The sequence below is a fragment of the Massilia sp. P2_C2 genome (assembly GCF_056404615.1).
Genome location: NZ_JBFUDR010000120.1, coordinates 1 through 17,581 on the forward strand (window position 1 = coordinate 1; position 17,581 = coordinate 17,581).

The 17,581-nt window shown below is 65.0% G+C and carries 12 protein-coding genes; 8 read left to right on the forward strand and 4 right to left on the reverse strand.

Features of this window, described 5'->3' with window-relative positions; translation table 11 throughout:
- Positions 1-2,474, forward strand: a 2,474-nt coding sequence (locus AC1DYX_RS15425; protein WP_477260261.1) for a glycosyltransferase, incomplete at its 5' end; no start/stop codon positions are given.
- Positions 2,475-2,486: 12 nt separating this feature from the next.
- Positions 2,487-2,741 (forward strand): hypothetical protein, encoded by a 255-nt coding sequence (locus tag AC1DYX_RS15430; protein WP_477260263.1) that lies wholly within the window; start codon positions 2,487-2,489, stop codon positions 2,739-2,741.
- Between the two features lie 34 nt (positions 2,742-2,775).
- Here AC1DYX_RS15430 and AC1DYX_RS15435 read toward each other — a convergent pair whose 3' ends face one another.
- Positions 2,776-3,657 (reverse strand): sulfurtransferase, encoded by an 882-nt coding sequence (locus tag AC1DYX_RS15435; protein WP_477260283.1) that lies wholly within the window; start codon positions 3,655-3,657, stop codon positions 2,776-2,778.
- Positions 3,658-3,785: 128 nt separating this feature from the next.
- Here AC1DYX_RS15435 and dnaE point away from each other — a divergent pair, with 128 nt between their 5' ends.
- Both dnaE and AC1DYX_RS15445 read left to right on the forward strand, forming a co-directional pair.
- On the forward strand, positions 3,786-7,280 hold the full coding sequence (gene dnaE / locus AC1DYX_RS15440) for a DNA polymerase III subunit alpha (protein WP_477260264.1): 3,495 nt from the start codon (positions 3,786-3,788) through the stop codon (positions 7,278-7,280).
- Positions 7,281-7,659: 379 nt separating this feature from the next.
- The gene (locus tag AC1DYX_RS15445; protein ID WP_477260266.1) at positions 7,660-8,514 is read left to right on the forward strand and encodes a MipA/OmpV family protein; all 855 of its coding nucleotides are present in this window, start codon (positions 7,660-7,662) and stop codon (positions 8,512-8,514) included.
- 27 nt (positions 8,515-8,541) lie between these two features.
- Here AC1DYX_RS15445 and AC1DYX_RS15450 read toward each other — a convergent pair whose 3' ends face one another.
- Positions 8,542-9,384 (reverse strand): glycosyltransferase family 2 protein, encoded by an 843-nt coding sequence (locus AC1DYX_RS15450; RefSeq protein WP_477260268.1) that lies wholly within the window; start codon positions 9,382-9,384, stop codon positions 8,542-8,544.
- 55 nt (positions 9,385-9,439) lie between these two features.
- Between AC1DYX_RS15450 and AC1DYX_RS15455 the strand changes: the two genes are divergently transcribed.
- The 3 genes from AC1DYX_RS15455 to waaF are packed head-to-tail and all read left to right on the forward strand — an operon-like array spanning position 9,440 to position 13,487.
- The gene (locus AC1DYX_RS15455) at positions 9,440-10,693 is read left to right on the forward strand and encodes an O-antigen ligase family protein (RefSeq protein WP_477260270.1); all 1,254 of its coding nucleotides are present in this window, start codon (positions 9,440-9,442) and stop codon (positions 10,691-10,693) included.
- Positions 10,686-12,416: a lipid A export permease/ATP-binding protein MsbA gene (gene msbA, locus AC1DYX_RS15460; protein ID WP_477260272.1), complete on the forward strand. Its 1,731-nt coding sequence runs from the start codon at positions 10,686-10,688 to the stop codon at positions 12,414-12,416. Before AC1DYX_RS15455 ends, msbA begins: the two co-directional genes overlap by 8 nt.
- A 12-nt stretch (positions 12,417-12,428) precedes the next feature.
- A complete protein-coding gene (gene waaF / locus AC1DYX_RS15465; RefSeq protein ID WP_477260274.1) occupies positions 12,429-13,487 on the forward strand; it encodes a lipopolysaccharide heptosyltransferase II in 1,059 nt (352 codons plus the stop codon).
- Between the two features lie 55 nt (positions 13,488-13,542).
- On the opposite strand, the gene AC1DYX_RS15470 is transcribed toward waaF, so the two are convergent.
- Positions 13,543-14,478, reverse strand: coding sequence for a VirK/YbjX family protein (locus AC1DYX_RS15470; protein WP_477260276.1), 936 nt, complete (start codon positions 14,476-14,478; stop codon positions 13,543-13,545).
- 258 nt (positions 14,479-14,736) lie between these two features.
- Positions 14,737-16,998: a family 1 glycosylhydrolase gene (locus AC1DYX_RS15475; RefSeq protein ID WP_477260278.1), complete on the reverse strand. Its 2,262-nt coding sequence runs from the start codon at positions 16,996-16,998 to the stop codon at positions 14,737-14,739.
- A gap of 313 nt (positions 16,999-17,311) precedes the next feature.
- Between AC1DYX_RS15475 and AC1DYX_RS15480 the strand changes: the two genes are divergently transcribed.
- Positions 17,312-17,581, forward strand: a 270-nt coding sequence (locus AC1DYX_RS15480) for a helix-turn-helix domain-containing protein (RefSeq protein ID WP_477260281.1), incomplete at its 3' end; no start/stop codon positions are given.

A 17,581-nucleotide genomic window follows, 5' to 3' on the forward strand; every position in this document is an offset into this window, starting at 1 on the left:
ATTTGATCCCGTTCATCCAGCGTGACGTTTACCTGGTCAATCCGGTCGTGACGAACTGGTATGAAACCCGGCTCGATTCGCTGCGCCGCGCCAACCTGTTGCTGTCGATTTCCGAATCGTCGCGCCAGGAAGCAATTCACCATCTCGGGTTCGATGCCGCGGCCTGCGTCAATATCTCGACCGCCGCCGATGCCCACTTCACGCCCATGATGCTGTCGGACGCGCAGGACAGTGCGATCCGCGCGCGTTACGGCCTGCACGGCCGTTACGTCATGTACACAGGCGGTATCGATCATCGCAAGAACATCGATGGTTTGCTGCACGCGTATGCATCCCTGCCGGCCACGGTGCGCTCCGGCCTGCAACTGGCGATCGTCTGTTCGATCAAGGACCACGATCGCACCGCCCTCGAGCGATTGGCGGCCGAGGTCGGGCTGGCGACGGGCGAGCTGGTGTTGACCGGGTTCGTGCCGGAAGAGGACCTGGTGCTGCTCTACAATCTTTGCACGGTGTTCATCTTTCCATCCTGGCACGAAGGTTTCGGCTTGCCGGCGCTGGAAGCAATGTCTTGCGGTCGCGCAGTCATCGCGGCCGGCACCTCCAGTCTTCCGGAAGTCGTCGGTCGCGAGGATGCCCTGTTCGATCCGCGTGACAGCGTGTCGATGGCAACCAGGCTGAAGCAGGTGCTGCTTGACGACGATTTTCGCCACGAACTCGAGCAGCATGGCCTGCGTCAAGCGGGCAATTTTTCCTGGGATCAGACAGCGCGTCGCGCAATCGCCGCCATCGAGCAAGCCCGGCAGGTGCATCCGGCGCGTATCGGTCCATCGGTGCCGGCGCGCCGTCCGCGCCTGGCGTATGTCGCGCCGCTGCCTCCGGAGCGCAGCGGCATCGCCGACTACAGCGCCGAATTGCTGCCTGAGCTGGCCCGCTATTACGAGATCGACGTCGTGGCGCCGCAGGTATCGGTCGAGGATCCGTGGATCCAGGCAAATTGCCGTTTGTGCGGCCTCGACTGGTTCCGCGAACACGCCGGGCGTTACGATCGGGTGCTCTACCACATGGGCAATTCGGCGTTCCATAGCCATATGTTCGATCTGATGGAAGAGATCCCGGGTGTGGTAGTACTGCACGATTTCTTTCTGTCCATGGTTGCCTCTCACCTCGAGACTACTGGTGCCGAGCCCGGTTCCTGGACCGAGGCCTTGTACGAATCCCATGGCTACCCGGCCCTGGTAAAGCGGTTTGCTCCGGATGTCGCTGACGCCGTATTGGCCTACCCGTGCAATCTGCGGGTGTTGCGCGCAGCCTTGGGCGTGATCGTTCATTCAGAAAACTCGCGCAGGCTGGCGTGTGCCTGGTACGGTCGCGCGGCTGCCGATGACTGGTACCTGATCCCCCACCTGCGGGTCGCGGTACAGGACGTGCAGCGGCGGCAGGCGCGGCAGGCGCTCCGTCTGGACGAGCACAGTTTTGTCGTGTGCAGCTTCGGCCTGCTCGGCCCTACCAGGCTCAACGACAGGTTATTGTCCGCCTGGCTGGCGACCGGACTCGCGCGCGATCCGCACTGCGTGCTGGTATTCGTCGGCGAGAATACGGCCGGCGGATACGGCGCGGCCATGCTGGCGGCGATCGCGGCCTCGCCGGCACCCGAACGGATCAGGATTACCGGCTGGGCCGACGCCGCGCTTTATCGGCAGTACCTGGCTGCGGCCGACGTGGGTGTGCAATTGCGCACCAATTCGCGCGGTGAGACGTCCGGCACGGTGCTGGACTGCATGAATTACGGGCTGGCGACCATCGTGAATGCGCACGGCAGCCTGACCGATCTTCCCGATGATGCCGTTGTCAAGCTGGCGGACCGCTTCCAGGACGAGGAACTGGCGGCGGCGTTGCAGAGCCTGCGCGACGATCCAGCGCAGCGGCGCCACCTCGGCGAGCGCAGCCGGGAGGTCATCCGTACCATGCACGCGCCACGCCGTTGCGCAGACCGGTATGCGCATGCGATCGAGCAGACTTACCACGACTATCACCACAGTCCGGCAATCGTGGTATCTGCAGTGGCACAGCTCGATCCCGGTCCGGAGCATGACGCGGACCTGTTCGGCTTTTCCCAGGCGTTGACGCAATGTCTGCCGCCGCGGTTGCGACTGCCGCAGCGGCTGGTCGAGATCGATCCCGGCAGTGATGCGCGCAGCGCGGCCGTTGCCGGGTTGACGCAGCGCTTGCGCGAACCTGTCGAGGCGTACCGCGTCGAGCCCGTTTACCTGGACAAGGAAGGACGTTATCGCTATGCGCGTCAGTACGCGCTGCAGCTGCTGGGTTGCCCCGCAAAGGCGCTCACGGATGAGGTCGCCGAAATTCACCACGGCGATACGTTCGTCGCGTTRCCGCACGACGGCGATGCGGCACGTATCGCGCGGCTCCAGGACCTGCAACGGCGCGGGGTTCTCGTAGTGTCAGCCGAGGCCTGAGGGGATATCGCAATGCAAGCTGTCATCCAACAACTCATCGCCAGTCCGCTGCGCCATGCCGTCAAGTTTGTCCTGCAAAGGCCGCGGCTCAAGAAACGCGTGCGCGATATGGTGACGCGTATGCCGGGAATACAYGCCATGGTCATGCGCGTGATGTTCCAGGCGCCGGCACGGCCGCGGATCAGTACCGGGCAGAAGCACCTGTCGCCGAATGCGCGCCGGGCCTACCGGGCGCTCAAGCAGGCGATCCGTACCCACAAGCGCTGACATGCCGGTATGAGCGGGCGAGGCAAAAGCGCGCTCAGCGCGCCTCTGCGGAAGCGTCGTGCGTGGCCGTAGCCGTCGCCTTGGCGCAATGCGGGCACGACTTGCCCACCACATACTCCGGCGCCAGCTGCTGGCGCGGCGTGACGACGGCACGGCAGGCGAAGCATTGCACGGTCTCGGTCGGTTCCAGCTTCGGATTGAGGGCGGTACGGTAGTCGAACACGAAGCAGTCGCCCGTGTAGTGGTCGCCGCCCACGTCCTCGAAATACTTCAGGATGCCGCCGTCGAGCTGGTAGACGCGGTCGTAGCCGATGTTCTGCATGTGGATTGCAGCTTTTTCGCAGCGGATGCCGCCCGTGCAAAAGGTCACGACCGTCTTGCCTTTGAGCTCGTCCTTGTGCCGCGCGACGACGTCCGGAAACTCGCTGAATTTGTCGATGCGGTAGTCCAGCGTGTTGTTGAACGTGCCGACGTCGACTTCGAAGGCGTTGCGGGTTTCCATCATGATAACGGGAACACCGTCGTCGTCATGTCCCTGGTCGAGCCAGCGCTTGAGTGTCTTCGGCGCCACGGACGGCGCGCGGCCCAGCTCCGGCTTGATCAGTGGCATGCGCATCGTGATGATCTCTTTCTTGATGCGGACCAGCATGCGGCGGTGCGACTGTTCGTTCGACACGCTTTCCTTCCACTCCAGGTCGGCCAGGCGGGCATCGCTGCGCACCCAGGCGAGGTAGCGGTCGATCTGTTCGCGCGGGCCGGACACGAACATGTTGATGCCTTCCGGCGTCAGCAGGACGGTTCCCTTCAGCCCGAGCTCGTTGCACAGCGCCTGGTATTGCGAGCGCATTTCTTCGAGATTGTCGAGGGAGACGAACTTATAGGCGGCAATATTGACGTGCATGATCGTGGAACGCATGGAACGGGAAAGAAGCCGGCTATTATAAGCCAGCAGCGGCCCCGGGAACACGTCCGCGCGTCTTGTCAAGCCTTCCACCGTGCCTGGATGCAACTCTCACTTTCGGCCGACCGAGGTAAAATGACAGGATGACTTCCCCGATCTTCACCCACCTCCGCGTCCATACCGAATATTCGATCGTTGACGGCCTTGTCCGCATCGACGACCTCGTCGCTGCCGCCGCCCGCGACCAGCAGCCGGCCGTGGGGGTGACCGACCTGGCCAACGCGTTCTGCCTCGTGCGCTTCTACAAGGCGGCGCGCGGCAAGGGCGTCAAGCCGATCGTCGGGGTGGATGCGTGGATCACGAACGACGAAAACCGCGACAAGCCGTTCCGCCTGCTGATCCTGGCCAGGAACAAGACGGGTTATCTGCAGCTGTGCGAACTGCTGTCCAAGGCGTGGCTCACGAACCAGTACAAGGGCCGGGCCGAGATCCGCATCGAGTGGCTGGAAGCGCTGGCCACGTCCGTCTCCACGCTGGAACCGGACGTGCCGCAGGATAACGCCCTCATCGTGCTCTCCGGGGCGCAGTTCGGCGACATCGGCCAGGCCATCGACAACGGCGACCTGGACAAGGCCGAGGCCTGCGCGCGGCGCTGGACGCAGATCTTCCCGGGCCATTTCTATGTGGAGATCCAGCGCGCCGGCCAGCCGAACCAGGAGCAGCAGGTGCGCCATTCGGTGGCGCTGGCGAACCGCCTGGGTCTGCCCGTCGTCGCGACGCATCCCGTGCAATTCATCAGCAAGGACGAATTCATCGCCCACGAAGCGCGCGTCTGTATCGCCGAGGGCGAGATGCTGGCCAACGCCAAGCGCGTGCGCCGCTTCAATGAAGGCATGTGCTTCAAGTCGCAGGCCGAGATGGCCGAGCTGTTCAAGGACCTGCCGGGCGCACTCGCGAATTCCGTGGAGATCGCCAAACGCTGCAACGTGACCCTGACGCTCGGCAAGCCGCAGCTGCCGAACTTCCCGACGCCGGGCATGACGATCGACGAATTCCTTGTCGCGGAAACGAAAAAGGGCCTGGAAGAGCGCCTCGTCGAGCTGTATCCGGACCCGGAACAGCGCGAGAAGGAGCGGCCGCGCTACGAGGCGCGCCTGGAGTTCGAGAACAACACCATCATCAAGATGAAGTTCCCGGGCTACTTCCTCATCGTGGCGGAGTTCATCCAGTGGGGCAAGAACAACGGCGTGCCGATCGGCCCGGGCCGCGGCTCCGGTGCCGGCTCCCTCGTCGCGTATGCGCTGAAGATCACCGACCTCGACCCGCTGAAATACAACCTGCTGTTCGAACGCTTCCTGAACCCGGAACGCGTCTCGATGCCCGACTTCGACATCGACTTCTGCCAGGAAAAGCGCGAGCTGGTGATCCAGCACGTGAAGGACTTGTATGGCCGCGACGCCGTGTCGCAGATCGCCACGTTCGGTACGATGGCGGCGAAGGGTGCGATCCGCGACGTGGGCCGCGTGCTCGATTTCGGCTACAACTTCTGCGACGGCATTTCGAAGCTGATTCCGTTCAAGCCGGGCAAGCAGGTGTCGATCGCCGAGGCGATCGAAGAAGAACCGATGCTCAAGGAACGCCTCGAGAACGAGGAAGAGGTGAAGCAGCTGATCGAGCTCGCGCAGCAGGTCGAAGGCATCACCCGCAACATCGGCATGCACGCGGGTGGCGTGCTGATCGCCCCGGGCAAGCTGACCGACTTCTGTCCGCTGTACACGCAGGGCGGCGATGCCGGCGTCGTGTCGCAGTACGACAAGGACGACGTCGAAGCAGCCGGCCTGGTGAAGTTCGACTTCCTGGGCCTGACCACCCTGACCATTCTCGACCGCGCCGTCAACTACATCCGCGCGCTCGATCCGGCCGACAAGGATTTCGACCTGGCCAGGCTGCCGCTGACGGACCGGCCCACGTATAAACTGCTGACGGATGCGAAGACCGTCGCCGTGTTCCAGCTTGAAAGCCGCGGCATGCAGGGCATGCTGAAGGATGCGCGCCCCGACCGCTTCGAGGACATCATCGCGCTCGTGGCGCTGTACCGTCCGGGCCCGATGGACCTGATTCCCGACTTCTGTAAAAGAAAACACGGGGAAAAGTTCGACTACCCCGACCCGCGCACAGAAAGCATCCTGTCCGAGACCTACGGCATCATGGTCTACCAGGAGCAGGTGATGCAGATGGCGCAGATCGTCGGCGGCTATTCGCTGGGCGGCGCGGACATGCTGCGCCGCGCGATGGGCAAGAAGAAGGCCGAGGAAATGGCCGAACACCGTGCGATCTTCCGCGCCGGCGCCGCGAAGGATGGTCTGTCGACCGAAAAGGCCGACGAGATCTTCGACCTGATGGAGAAGTTCGCGGGCTACGGCTTCAACAAGTCGCACGCGGCCGCGTACGCGCTGCTGTCGTACCACACGGCCTACCTGAAGGTCCATCACACCGCCGCGTTCATGGCAGCCAACATGTCGCTGGCCATGGAAGACACGGACAAGATCAAGATCCTCGTCGAGGACTCGATCGACATGTGCGGCCTGACGATCCTGCCGCCGGACGTCAACGAATCGCAGTTCCGCTTCACGCCGGAAGGCCCGCCGCCGTCCGTCACGGGCAAGCCGGTGAAGAACATCCGCTATGGCCTGGGCGGCGTGAAGGGCGCGGGGCAGGGCGCGATCGAGGCGATCATCGCGGCGCGCGAATCGGGTGGCAAGTTCAAGGACCTGTTCGACTTCTGCAAGCGCGTCGACCGCAAGCAGATCAATCGCCGCACGATCGAATCGCTGATCCGCGCGGGCGCGATGGACTGCTTCGGCGTCGACCGTGCCGTGCTGCTGGCGTCCGTGGCATTCGCCGTCGAAGTGGCCGACCAGGCCGCCGCATCCGCGAACCAGGTGAGCCTGTTCGGCGGCGACGATTCCGACCTCGTGGCGCCGCCGGACTACGTGAAGGCGACGCCGTGGACGGATCGCCAGAAATTGTCCGAGGAAAAGATTGCGCTCGGCTACTACCTGTCGGGCCATATGTTCGACTCGTACGCGCAGGAGGTGCGCCGGTTCGCCAAGACCAGGCTGAAGGACCTGGAACCGTCGCGCGACCCGCGCATGCTGTGCGGCGTGATCACCGGCGTGCGCACGCAGCTGACGCAGCGCGGCAAGATCCTGATCGTCGCGCTGGACGACAAGTCCGGCGTCGTCGAGGTCACGATCTACAACGAATTGTTCGAGATGAACAAGAACGTCTTCCGCGAGGACGAGTTCCTGCTTGTCGTCGGCAAGGTGTCGGAAGACCGCTTTAACGGCGGGCTGCGCATTACCGCCGAAAAAGTATTCGACATCGCCGCGGCGCGCATCCAGTACGGTCACAAGCTGGAGATGGACGTGGCGTGCTCGATCGCGCCCGCGAAACTGGCCGAGATCCTGCAGCCTTACCGCCATGAGAACGGCCTGCCCGTCAGCCTGCGCGTGACGCCGCAGGGCATTCCATGCACGCTGCAGCTGGGCGACGCGTGGCGCGTGGCGCCGTCGGATGAGCTGAAGTATGCGCTCGAGCTGCATCTCGGGGCCAAAGAGGTCGCGGTCGAGTATTGATCACGGTGTGGTGGGCACGGGGTGGCCACCCTACGATGGCGCTCCCATGTTCACCATATAATGGTTGGCCGTAGGGTGGGCTCCCCGAGCCCACCAAGCGCATGAAGGTTGCGAACGATAATAGTCATCGCTGCCAAGGCATATTTGTGGCGGGAGCACGACACAGGTCTGTGCGTTTTATGCAGGTTGCATGCCTTGCCGCCCGCAGCTTCCACCCTCGTGGCAGCCGCGTAAATCGCGGAACGCGACAATTTCCCAACACTATAGTTCATCCCGCGCCTTTGAGGCGTCGCAAACGGCTCCCGGGACCTCTCCCCGTACGATGGATTGCATCGACACGGCATAACCCGTGACGTCCTATCCAACCCAGGAGGCGAGCATGACCCATTCCAAACTTTGGAGCGCGGGCCTGGCGGCCACGGCCGCGATGATGTTCAGTCACGGCGCGTCCGCGCAGGAAATCATTCCACTGCAGTTTAGCGGCGACACCAACCTGGTCGGCCTCGGCGTGTTCGCAGTGCCCGATTTCTACGGTTCCGACAAGCAGAAAGGTGCCGCTGCACCGTTGCTGCACTATAACTTCGACGCCTGGGGCAACCCGATGTACGTGCAGGTGATCGGCCCGGAAATCCGGCTCAACCTGTCGCCGATCCGGGAATGGCGGATCGGTCCGGTCGTCCGCTGGCGCCAGCGGCGCGACGACGACGTCGACAACGGGGTCGTCAAGCACATGCAGCCTATCCCCAGCGCCACCGAGATGGGCGCCTTCGTGGCTTACCACATGCCGCTCGACAGTAACCCGCTGCACAAGGTGGTCTTCACCGGCGACGTAACCTGGAACACGAATAACGTCTACGATGGCGCCACGGGCAATATCCGCGCAACGTATTTTCACCCGTTCCCGACGGGGCTTGGCGGCAAGCCGTTATTGGGGACGGTCGGATTCGGTCTGTTCTTTGCCAGCGACCATTTTGCCGACCGCTACTTCGGTATCCACGGCAGCGACCTCGCGTTGTATCCGGAACGGGGCGGCATACCGTATCATGCCCAGGGCGGGCTGACGTCCATCAAGATTCCATTTTCCCTGTCGTCCCAGATCGACCCGCAATGGCTGATCACGCTCGGCGGCCGTTACGAGCACCTGCTGAACGACGCGAAGGACAGTCCGGTGGTCGAGCGGCACGGCAACGAGAACCAGTGGGTCATCGGTATCGCCGCCTCCTACCTGTTCTGAATCGCCCGGGCGCAGGCACGACGACGGTTATGCCGCGTCGTGCACGTGCTCGCGTAACCCGATCGTCGCCTGCGTGACCTTGCCTGCGGCGCGTTCCAGCACGACGCGCCGGTTGCTCGTCTCCTGGTCGCGCTGCGCCTCCCGATGCCACAGGTGAAAAACCTCGGTGGCAAAGGCACCGTCCTTGCGCATGACGCCGGCGTGGAACAGGCGTACGACGAGGTCGGAATCCTCGTGGCCCCAGCCCGTGAAACTCTCGTCGAAACCATTGACCTTATCGAGGTCGCTGCGCCACACGGCCAGGTTGCAACTCTTGATGCGCCTCCAGGAAAACTTGCGCGACGTGCGTGCCGCGTCGGGCCAGCGCAACCCCAGCGGCTGCAGGGTCTTGTTCAGGTCCCCGCGAAGGCGCCAGCGCAGGCGCGTCAGAGGGGACGTGGCGGCGATGTCGATGCCATCGTCCAGCACGCGGCGCGTCAACGCTTCGGACATCAGGATGCGGCTGCCGGACACGAGGCAGCCGGGCTGGGACAGTGCGCGGTGGCGGGCGATGAAATCGCGCTGCGGGATGCAGTCGCCGTCCAGGAACACGATGTACTCGCCGGTGGCGGCCAGGGTGCCACGGTTGCGTGCCATGGCGGCGCGAAAACCCTGGTCGGGTTGCCAGACGTGGTGTACAGGCATCGGCGCGGCCGCCGCGAGCCGTTCTATGCAGGCACGTGTGTTGGCAGTCGAACCGTCATCAGCGATAATGATTTCGAAATTCTTGTCGTTTTGCATAAAACATGCCCGCACCACTGCTTCCAGCGCGTCCGGCCGGTTATAGGTGGTGATCACGACCGAGATTCTGTGTGCGTGAGCGTAACGCATAAGGTCCAGTGTACACTCCTGTCTTTAAGGGCAAGAGTATCCCACAAGAATATCAATGAACAGTAATCAGATGAATCCGAGGGAGCCGATGCGGGTCTGGGTCGGCTCCCTGGCCTTTTTGTTTCCCTTTTTGAGCCTCGTCACCTCGTTCGGCGTGAGCCTTACGAGTTTCCTGTTCATGGCCTGCGCTCTGGTATTGTTCAAGCCGGGCCGCGACGCCCTGGTGCGCCATTGGCCGCAGGTGCGCTGGGTCGTGCTGGCCTTTCTGGCACATGTCCTGTTCATCCTGGCGTGCATGGTGTTGCGGGGTGAAAAGTTTAGCGTGCTGGACAAGCCGTTGCGCATGCTCCTGGCCGTGAGTGCGCTGGCCGTGGTAGTGGCCGTGCGCGCGCCGCGCCGGTCGCTGTGGTGGGGCGCGAGTGCCGGTGCCGTGGCGGCGCTGCCGTTCGTTGCGTGGCAGCGCTTCGTCCTGCACATCGAGCGGCCGGGCGTATGGATCAATCCGATCACGTTCGGTGACCTCGCCATGGTGCTGGCGCTGCTGGCCCTGGCCGGCGCGATCGACATGCGGAAGCGTCCGCGCGATGCGTTATTGGCCGGCATCGGCGCGCTGGCAGGGCTCGCGGCCTCCGTGCTGACGGGAACCCGCGGCGGGTTGGCGGCATTGGCGCTGGCAGTGCTGGTGCTGGGGCGCCACCTGGCTCGCGTCGACGGCCGTCGGGTGCGCGTCCTGCTGGCGGCCGGCGTCGCCGTGCTGGCGGCGGCCTGGTTCACGCCGGCGCTAGGCGTACAAGGGCGTTTCCTTCAGGGTGTACAGGAAGCCCGCGCCTGGTACGAGGGCGGCCCCGTGTGGTCACATGTCGGCATTCGGCTCGAACTGTGGAAGGGCGCCGGGATGCTGATCCGCGAACACCCGCTGGTCGGCATGGATTTCGACGCAGACCGCGCGCGGCTGGCGGAGTACGGGAAGGAAGGCAGGTTCGACTCGAGGGTGCTCGAGCTGCCGCACATGCATAATGACGGGTTGCAGGTCCTGGTGACCGGCGGCGCGGTCGGCTTCGTCATCTGGGCCGCCACGCTGGTCGCACCCCTGTGCTTCTTCCTGCGCCGGTTGGGACGGGATGGCGAACACGCCATGCGCACGCCGCAGTTCGCGGTCGCGCTGGGCGGGGCACTGGTGGTGCTCGGCTATATCGGCTTCGGCCTGACGGAAGTGATTTTCTGGTCCATGAAGGGCAGCGTGTTCTACGCGCTCATGGTGTTTCTGCTCATGGGTTATTGCTTGAACGCGGAAGAAAAAATTGGATAACAGTGTCATCATCAAGCGCCTGTGGGCGATCCTGAAACCCTATCGCGGGCGCGCGTTCCTGTCGCTGCTCGCGATGGCGTTGACGGCCGCCACCCAGCCGTTGCTGGGCAAGGCCCTGGAACTGCTGATGGACAAGGGCTTCAACAACAAGGTGCCGTTCAGCCTGTGGTGGATCCCCGGTGTGCTCGTGTCGATTTTCGTCCTGCGCGGCATCGGCACGTTCGCCACCGCCTATTACAACAACTGGGTACTCTCCCGCGTGCTGAACGACTTGCGCGGCCAGGCCTTCGCGCGGTTGCTGCGCCTGCCGGTCGGGCGTTTCCATGAAGAATCGACCGGCAAGGTGATCAACACCGTCGTCGGCGACGTGCGCCAGGTCGTGGACATGATCCAGTCCGTGTTCATCTCGTTCGTGCGCGACGTGCTCGTCGTGATCGGCCTGCTCGGCTCGCTGCTGTGGCTGAACTGGATGCTGACCCTCGTGGCGATCGTCGTCGTGCCGCTGACGGCCGTGATCGTGCGCACGACGAGTCGCCGCCTGCGTCACCTGAACCGCGAGAACCAGCGCGTGACGGCCGAGATGACCCAGGTGGTCGAGGAAGCGGCGCGGGGCCACCAGGTGATCCGCGTGTTCTCGGGCGAGAACTACGAGAACCGCAGATTCTTCCTGCGCAGCGAGGCACTGCGCGGCTTTTCGCAACGCATGACGGTGGCGTTCGCGGCGACGACGCCCGTGACCCAGATCGCCACGTCGCTGGCGCTGTCCGTCGTCGTGGTGCTGGCGTTGCGGGCCGACATGACGGTCGGCCAATTCACCCGCTTCGTCACCTTGATGCTGATGCTGCTCACGCCGTTGAAGGCGTTGGCCGAAGTGAACGGTCCGATGCAACGCGGCATTGCCGCCGCCGAAACGGTCTTCGAATTGATCGACGCGCCCGCCGAGCACGACCCCGGCACGCGCACCATCGCGCGCGCGCAGGGCCACATGCGCTTCGAGCACGTGAAGTTCCGCTACCCCAACGCCCAGTCGCTGGCGCTGGACGACGTCTCGCTGGACGTGAAGCCGGGCCAGACCGTCGCGCTGGTCGGCATGTCCGGCGGCGGCAAGTCGACGTTCGTCAACCTCGTCACGCGTTTCTACGAGCCGGAATCCGGCCGTATCCTGCTGGACGGCATCCCGTACCAGGACATCAAGATGGCGTCRCTGCGCGCCCAGCTGGCCCTCGTGAGCCAGAACGTCGTGCTGTTCGACGACACGCTGCGCGCCAACATCGCCTACGGCGTCGAGCAGGTCGACGAGGCGCGCCTTCATGCCGCCATCCGTGCCGCGCACCTGGCCGACGTCGTCGAGCGCCTGCCGGAAGGCGTGGACACGATGATCGGCGAGAACGGCATGCGCCTGTCGGGCGGGCAGCGCCAGCGCGTGGCCATCGCACGCGCCATCTACAAGGATGCGCCGATCCTGATCCTGGACGAAGCCACGTCCGCCCTCGACAACGAATCCGAACGCGCCGTGCAGGCCGCCCTCGATACGTTGATGGCGGGCCGCACCACGTTCGTGATCGCGCACCGCCTGTCGACCATCGAAGGCGCCGACCTGATCGTCGTGATGGAGCATGGCCGCATCGTCGAGCAGGGCACGCACGACCAGTTGCTGGCGCAGGGCGGCATGTACGCCAACCTCTACCGCCTGCAGTTCTCGGCGCTGGTGGAAGAGACGTAAGCAGGAACGGCAATGAGTGACAAGGCGCGCACCCTGGTCATTTCGCCGAACTGGATCGGCGACGCCGTGATGGCCCAGCCGCTGCTGCGCCTGCTCAAACAGGCGCACCCGGAGCGTGCCATCGACGTGCTGGCGCCGCCGCAGGTGGTGCCCGTGTGGCGCCGCATCCAGGAAGCGGACGACATCCTGGTGACACCTTTCCGGCACCGCGCCCTGCAGCTGGGCGAACGCTGGCGCTACGCGCGCCTGCTGAAGGAGCGCGGCTACAGCGATGCCTACGTGTTGCCGAATACCCTGAAATACGCGCTGATCCCGTGGCTGGCGCGTATTCCGCGCCGCGTCGGCTACAAGGGCGAGATGCGCTACGGGATGGTCAATGTCATGCACCACGACGATTCTCCCCCGCGCTCGATGGTGCCGTTCTACGCGGCCCTCGCATGCGAGCCGCAGCTGCCGCTGCCGGGCAAGCTGACGCGTCCCTGCCTCGTCGTCGGCGGAGAGGAGACGGAACAGGTGGGGAAGCGCCTCGGCGTCGACCCGACGCGTCCGCTCGTCGCCTTCGCACCGGGCGCCGAGTTCGGCATCGCCAAGCGCTGGCCGCCCGCGCACTATGGCACCCTGGCGGCGCGGGTGGTCGACGCCGTGCCGGGTGTGCAGGTCGTGCTGCTGGGCTCCCCGAACGACCGCGAGACGTGCGAACAGGTACAGCAGCACGCCGGCGGGGCCGGGGCCGCGGTGCTGAACCTGGCCGGGCAGACGTCGCTCGACGACGCCATCGCCCTGCTGGCGCGGGTCAGAGCGGTCGTCTCCAACGACTCCGGCCTGCTGCACATCGCGTCGGCGCTGAACCGCCCCGTGGTGGCCCTGTATGGCTCGACGGATCCGGACTATGCGCCGCCGCTGTCCGAGGTGGCGCGCACGGTGTCGCTGCGCCTCGAATGCTCGCCATGCCGCAAACGCGAATGCCCGCTGGGGCACCACGATTGCATGAACAAGATGAGCGTGGAACGCGTGTGGAGCGAGCTGGCGCCGATCCTCATGCCGGCACGCGACAACGCCGCCAGGGCGTGACGCCCGTGGCACGCCGGCACTGCGACAACCGTAGGGTGGGCACGGGGTGCCCACCCTACCGCAATGCTGAACAGACCTCGTTGGCCAGGTCGCTGACCAGCTCGTGCCGCTTGCGCGCCTCCGACCGCTTCTTCGACGGAATGTTCTCCATATTCGGCGCCGCCACTGGTGCGCAGTCCAGCTCCCAGTCGCCGTCGGGCCGCACCGTGGCGCCCATTTCTTCCCACAGCTGGTCGTAGTCGGCCAGTACGCGGCCGTTGCGGATYGCCTTGTAGATCACGCGGTTGCGGTTCGAGACCATCAGCATCCGTTCGCAGCCATATGCATGGCCCAGCTGGCGGACGAGGGTCGCCATCAACTGCTTCGGCCGGATGCCGTGCAGTTCGCGCGTGGCCGCGCGGATCGCCTCGCGCGCATCCTTGGTCTTGCCGCCCTGGATGCAGCCGATGCTGACGGCCGGCCTGCCATTGCGCGGCGCTATCGTGAACGCGACCGTGTACAACGCCTTGTCGTCCTGGGTCAGCTGCAGTACCAGTTCTCCCTCGCGGTCGAACATGGTCACGGTGCGCAACTGGATCTGGTAGCGCAGGCCGCTCCTGCCCTCCGCTTCGGCCAGCACGACGGGCCCCAGGCAGGCGCGTGCCAGCGTCTGGCCCAGGCCGCGCCGGAACATGAACTCGTAGTGCGCGCGGATCGCATCCAGGCGTGCCTCGGCATCCAGTGCGTGGCTGATGTACGGCCGGTAGACCTTGTACAGGAAACGCGGGCAGTTGCGCACGTATTCCGAGAACGCCGGATGCGCATTGAGGAGTTGCAGCCAGCGCGGCGTCTGGCGTGGGTGCAGCAGGGCGCGCAGGCGGATCTTGGCGAGTTCGCGCACGGATTTGAAGCCCGCCAGGTGCGGCGGCACGGCCGAGCGCAGCGTGACGGACGGTGCGGCCGATGCGATCAGGCGTTCGGCCCAGCCCGGTTCTTCACGGTAGAGTTTCACGCCCGCCCTCCGGTCATGGCAAAAAAAGCAAGCATACGGTAGCCTGCATACATACCGGGTAACGCGGGTAGCGGCCGGAGAGGGAAGTTGGACATGTCAGTCACACTCGAGTGCGTAAAGTAACGCTAAGTAACGTAGTGTAACTAAAGAAATTCCTAACGTAAATACTTTGCTATCACATTTGATGATAAGACAAGACAGCCAGACAAGACAGCCGCCCGAACCGGGCGACTGTCATCGTTGACGCCGTACAACAGGTCAGGTGCGGACGCTCAGCTGGCGCGGGCTGTCCACGCCGCCGGCCTGCTCCTGCGGCATCTCGCGCTCGCGCAGGTAGCGCGCCAGGGCATCGTCGAACGAAGGCAACAGCAGCCCCCGTTCGCTGCTCATGGCGCTGTTGCGCGGACGCGGTGCGCGCAGGCCCAGCTCGGCGGCCGTGCGCGCTTCCAGCAGGACATCGTCGACGCCGGCTGCGGCGGCCGCGCGGCGCGCCAGGTCGGCCCAGCTGAGCGCGGCGCCATTGGTCAAGTGCCAGAGGCCGCATTCACGGTCGATCAGCAGGTCGAGGCAGACGTTGACGAGGTCCGGGACGTAGGTCGGCGACACGACCTGGTCCGAAGCCGCCGCGAACGGTCGGCCGGCGTCCAGCGCGGCCAGCGCCTGCGTCACGAAGTTGTGTTCGTCCCAGGGACCGAAGAAGGCGCTGGTGCGGATGACGAGGGCCTGCGGGTCGGCATCGAGCACGCGCCGCTCCGCGTCCGCCTTGCTGCGGCCGTACACGCCCAGCGGGGCCGCCTTGTCGGACTCGATGTACGGGCGATCCTGCGTGCCGTCGAACACGAGGTCGCTGGAGAACGTCATGAAGCGCAGCGCATGGCGGATCGCGGCGAGGGCCAGCACGGTCGGGCCATGGGCGTTCTCGCGCATGCAGCGCTGGATGTCGCCCTCGGCGTCGTCGACGCGCACATAGCCGCCCGCGTTGATGATGGCCCATGGCTTGAAGCGCACGATTGCCGTCTCGACCGAGGCCGGATCGGCGATGTCCATCTCCTGCCGCGTGAGCACGTGGTACGCAAGGTTGCGGCGTTCGCAGATGCGGGCGAAGGCGTGGCCCAGCGTGCCCGTCGCGCCCGTGATCAGGATCGGCTGCGGGAACGTGGAGCGGAAGGCGCCGCGCTCGGCGATGTCGGCCACGGCCGTGCGGGTCGCCACCGGCTTGGCCAGGAACCGGCCCGGACGGCGCCACCAGCCCTGGCCCTGCAGCACCGGATGCGACAGCGGACGGCCGCTCGCCAGTTCGCGCATCAGGGTGGCGACGGCGGTCGCACGCGGCTGCGGGCCGCGCACGTCGAACGGACCCGGCTCGTAATAGCCCTTGCATGCCGTGACGAGGCAGTTCCAGTCGAACGAGCCGAGCAGGGCCCACACGGTGACGGCGCGGATGTCGGCGCCGCCCTGCTGGACCTTCCTGGCGGCATTCCAGATTTCCACGAGCCAGCGCAGCTGGTCTTCGCGGTTGGCGTCGATGTGCGCCTCGGTGACGGCGACGGGCAGGCCGTAGCGGTCCCACGTTTCCTGCAGCAGGGGGCCGATGCCGGGCGTGGGGGTGGCCAGCACGCGCGGGCATTCGATGTCGGCGTGCGGGACGCCGCGGTAGTTGGTGCGATGGCTTTCCGGATAGCGCTCGACGCGGTGGTCGAGCCAGCGTTCGCTCGTGATGTAGTAGTTGACGCCGATGATGTCCGGCGGGCAGGCATTGTCCTTGAACCACAGGAGTTCGTCGGCGCCGGCGCCGTTCTCGAGAAGGTAATCCCACAGCGCATGGTCGGGATCGATCTTCCCGCACAGCATGTCCCACGCCAGCCAGCGGCGTTCGTTGAAAAAGTTCGCGATCTGCGCCATCTCGGGCGTGCCGTACGTGCGCGACAGGTCGTCCGTCTGCACGAGCTTCGCGTTCGGATTCACGGCGCGGATCGCGCGCATCGACAACACGACGGCGCGGCACTGGTTGACGAGGGTGCGGATGAAGCCTTCCTCGCTCGTATCGTGCGGGTACCACACGCCGTTCAGCCCGGAGAAGCGGGCCGTCGTGCACGGTTCATTGACGGGGGTCCAGTATTCGACCCATGGATAGCGGCGCGCGACGGCGCCTGCATATTCGGCCAGCTTGTCGGCGAAATCCGGCGCGACGAGGCTCGTGTGGCGCGGACCGCTGCCGTGGTGGACGAGGCCGACGATGGGCGTCACGCCCAGTTGCTGCAACACGGGCAGGCGTTCGTCCGACCATGACCAGTCGGCCGAGTCGAGGCCATCGGGTGCCGTGCGTTCCCACAGGACGGGGTAGCGGATGGCGCGGATGCCGAGCGATGCGAACCGCTCCAGGTCCTGAAGCCGTTCGGCATGGCCGTTGCGTTCCATCTGGGAGAAGTATTGATCGCGTACGCGATTGACGGTGCATTCGAGGCCGCCCCACAGTTGGAGCGAAGAGCTTGCTGGCTGGATATGGTTGTTGAGATTCATGTGCATTGTCCTGCTGTTGATCCAAGACCTAAGCCTAGACGGCAGGCCCGGCTTCTTGTGTGGGCTGGCGAACATATAGGCTCGATTTAGGACAAGTCCTACGTCCTGTCGGTCTTTGCTATCGTGTCCCGCCGCGTGCGTCTTGACAGGCCGGGCGGGCACCCACACGATGGGGACGAAGGAGATGCGACCTGGCTTCCAACTTGGTGCTCGAATGTGTCGATACGTGCACCGACCGTGCACATCTCTGACGAGATCCGGAACTTGTTCAGCGGGCTTTGGTCCAACGCCCTACTCAACGGAATCCACGATCGTGCTCCTGTCCCACCGGCTTCGACTCGATCCGACACCTGCGCAGCGCGACTATTTCGCGCGCGCTGCCGGTACCGCCCGGCGCGTCTGGAACTGGGCGCTCGCCGAGTGGAACCGCCAGGTCGCTGCCGGCCAGAAACCAAATGCGATGGCACTGAAGAAGCAGTTCAATCGCATCAAGTATTCGGATCCGGACTGGCTGGACGACGACGGGCAGTCCTGGCTGCGAACCATCCACCGCGACGCCCACGCGCAACCCTTCGCGAACCTG

Bases quoted from the DNA above. Each gene is read 5' to 3' on its own strand.
- AC1DYX_RS15435 (WP_477260283.1), bottom strand. From the start codon at position 3,657: ATGCGTTCCACGATCATGCACGTCAATATTGCCGCCTATAAGTTCGTC.
- dnaE (WP_477260264.1), top strand. From the start codon at position 3,786: ATGACTTCCCCGATCTTCACCCACCTCCGCGTCCATACCGAATATTCG.
- AC1DYX_RS15445 (WP_477260266.1), top strand. From the start codon at position 7,660: ATGACCCATTCCAAACTTTGGAGCGCGGGCCTGGCGGCCACGGCCGCG.
- AC1DYX_RS15450 (WP_477260268.1), bottom strand. From the start codon at position 9,384: ATGCGTTACGCTCACGCACACAGAATCTCGGTCGTGATCACCACCTAT.
- AC1DYX_RS15455 (WP_477260270.1), top strand. From the start codon at position 9,440: ATGAACAGTAATCAGATGAATCCGAGGGAGCCGATGCGGGTCTGGGTC.
- waaF (WP_477260274.1), top strand. From the start codon at position 12,429: ATGAGTGACAAGGCGCGCACCCTGGTCATTTCGCCGAACTGGATCGGC.
- AC1DYX_RS15475 (WP_477260278.1), bottom strand. From the start codon at position 16,998: ATGAATCTCAACAACCATATCCAGCCAGCAAGCTCTTCGCTCCAACTG.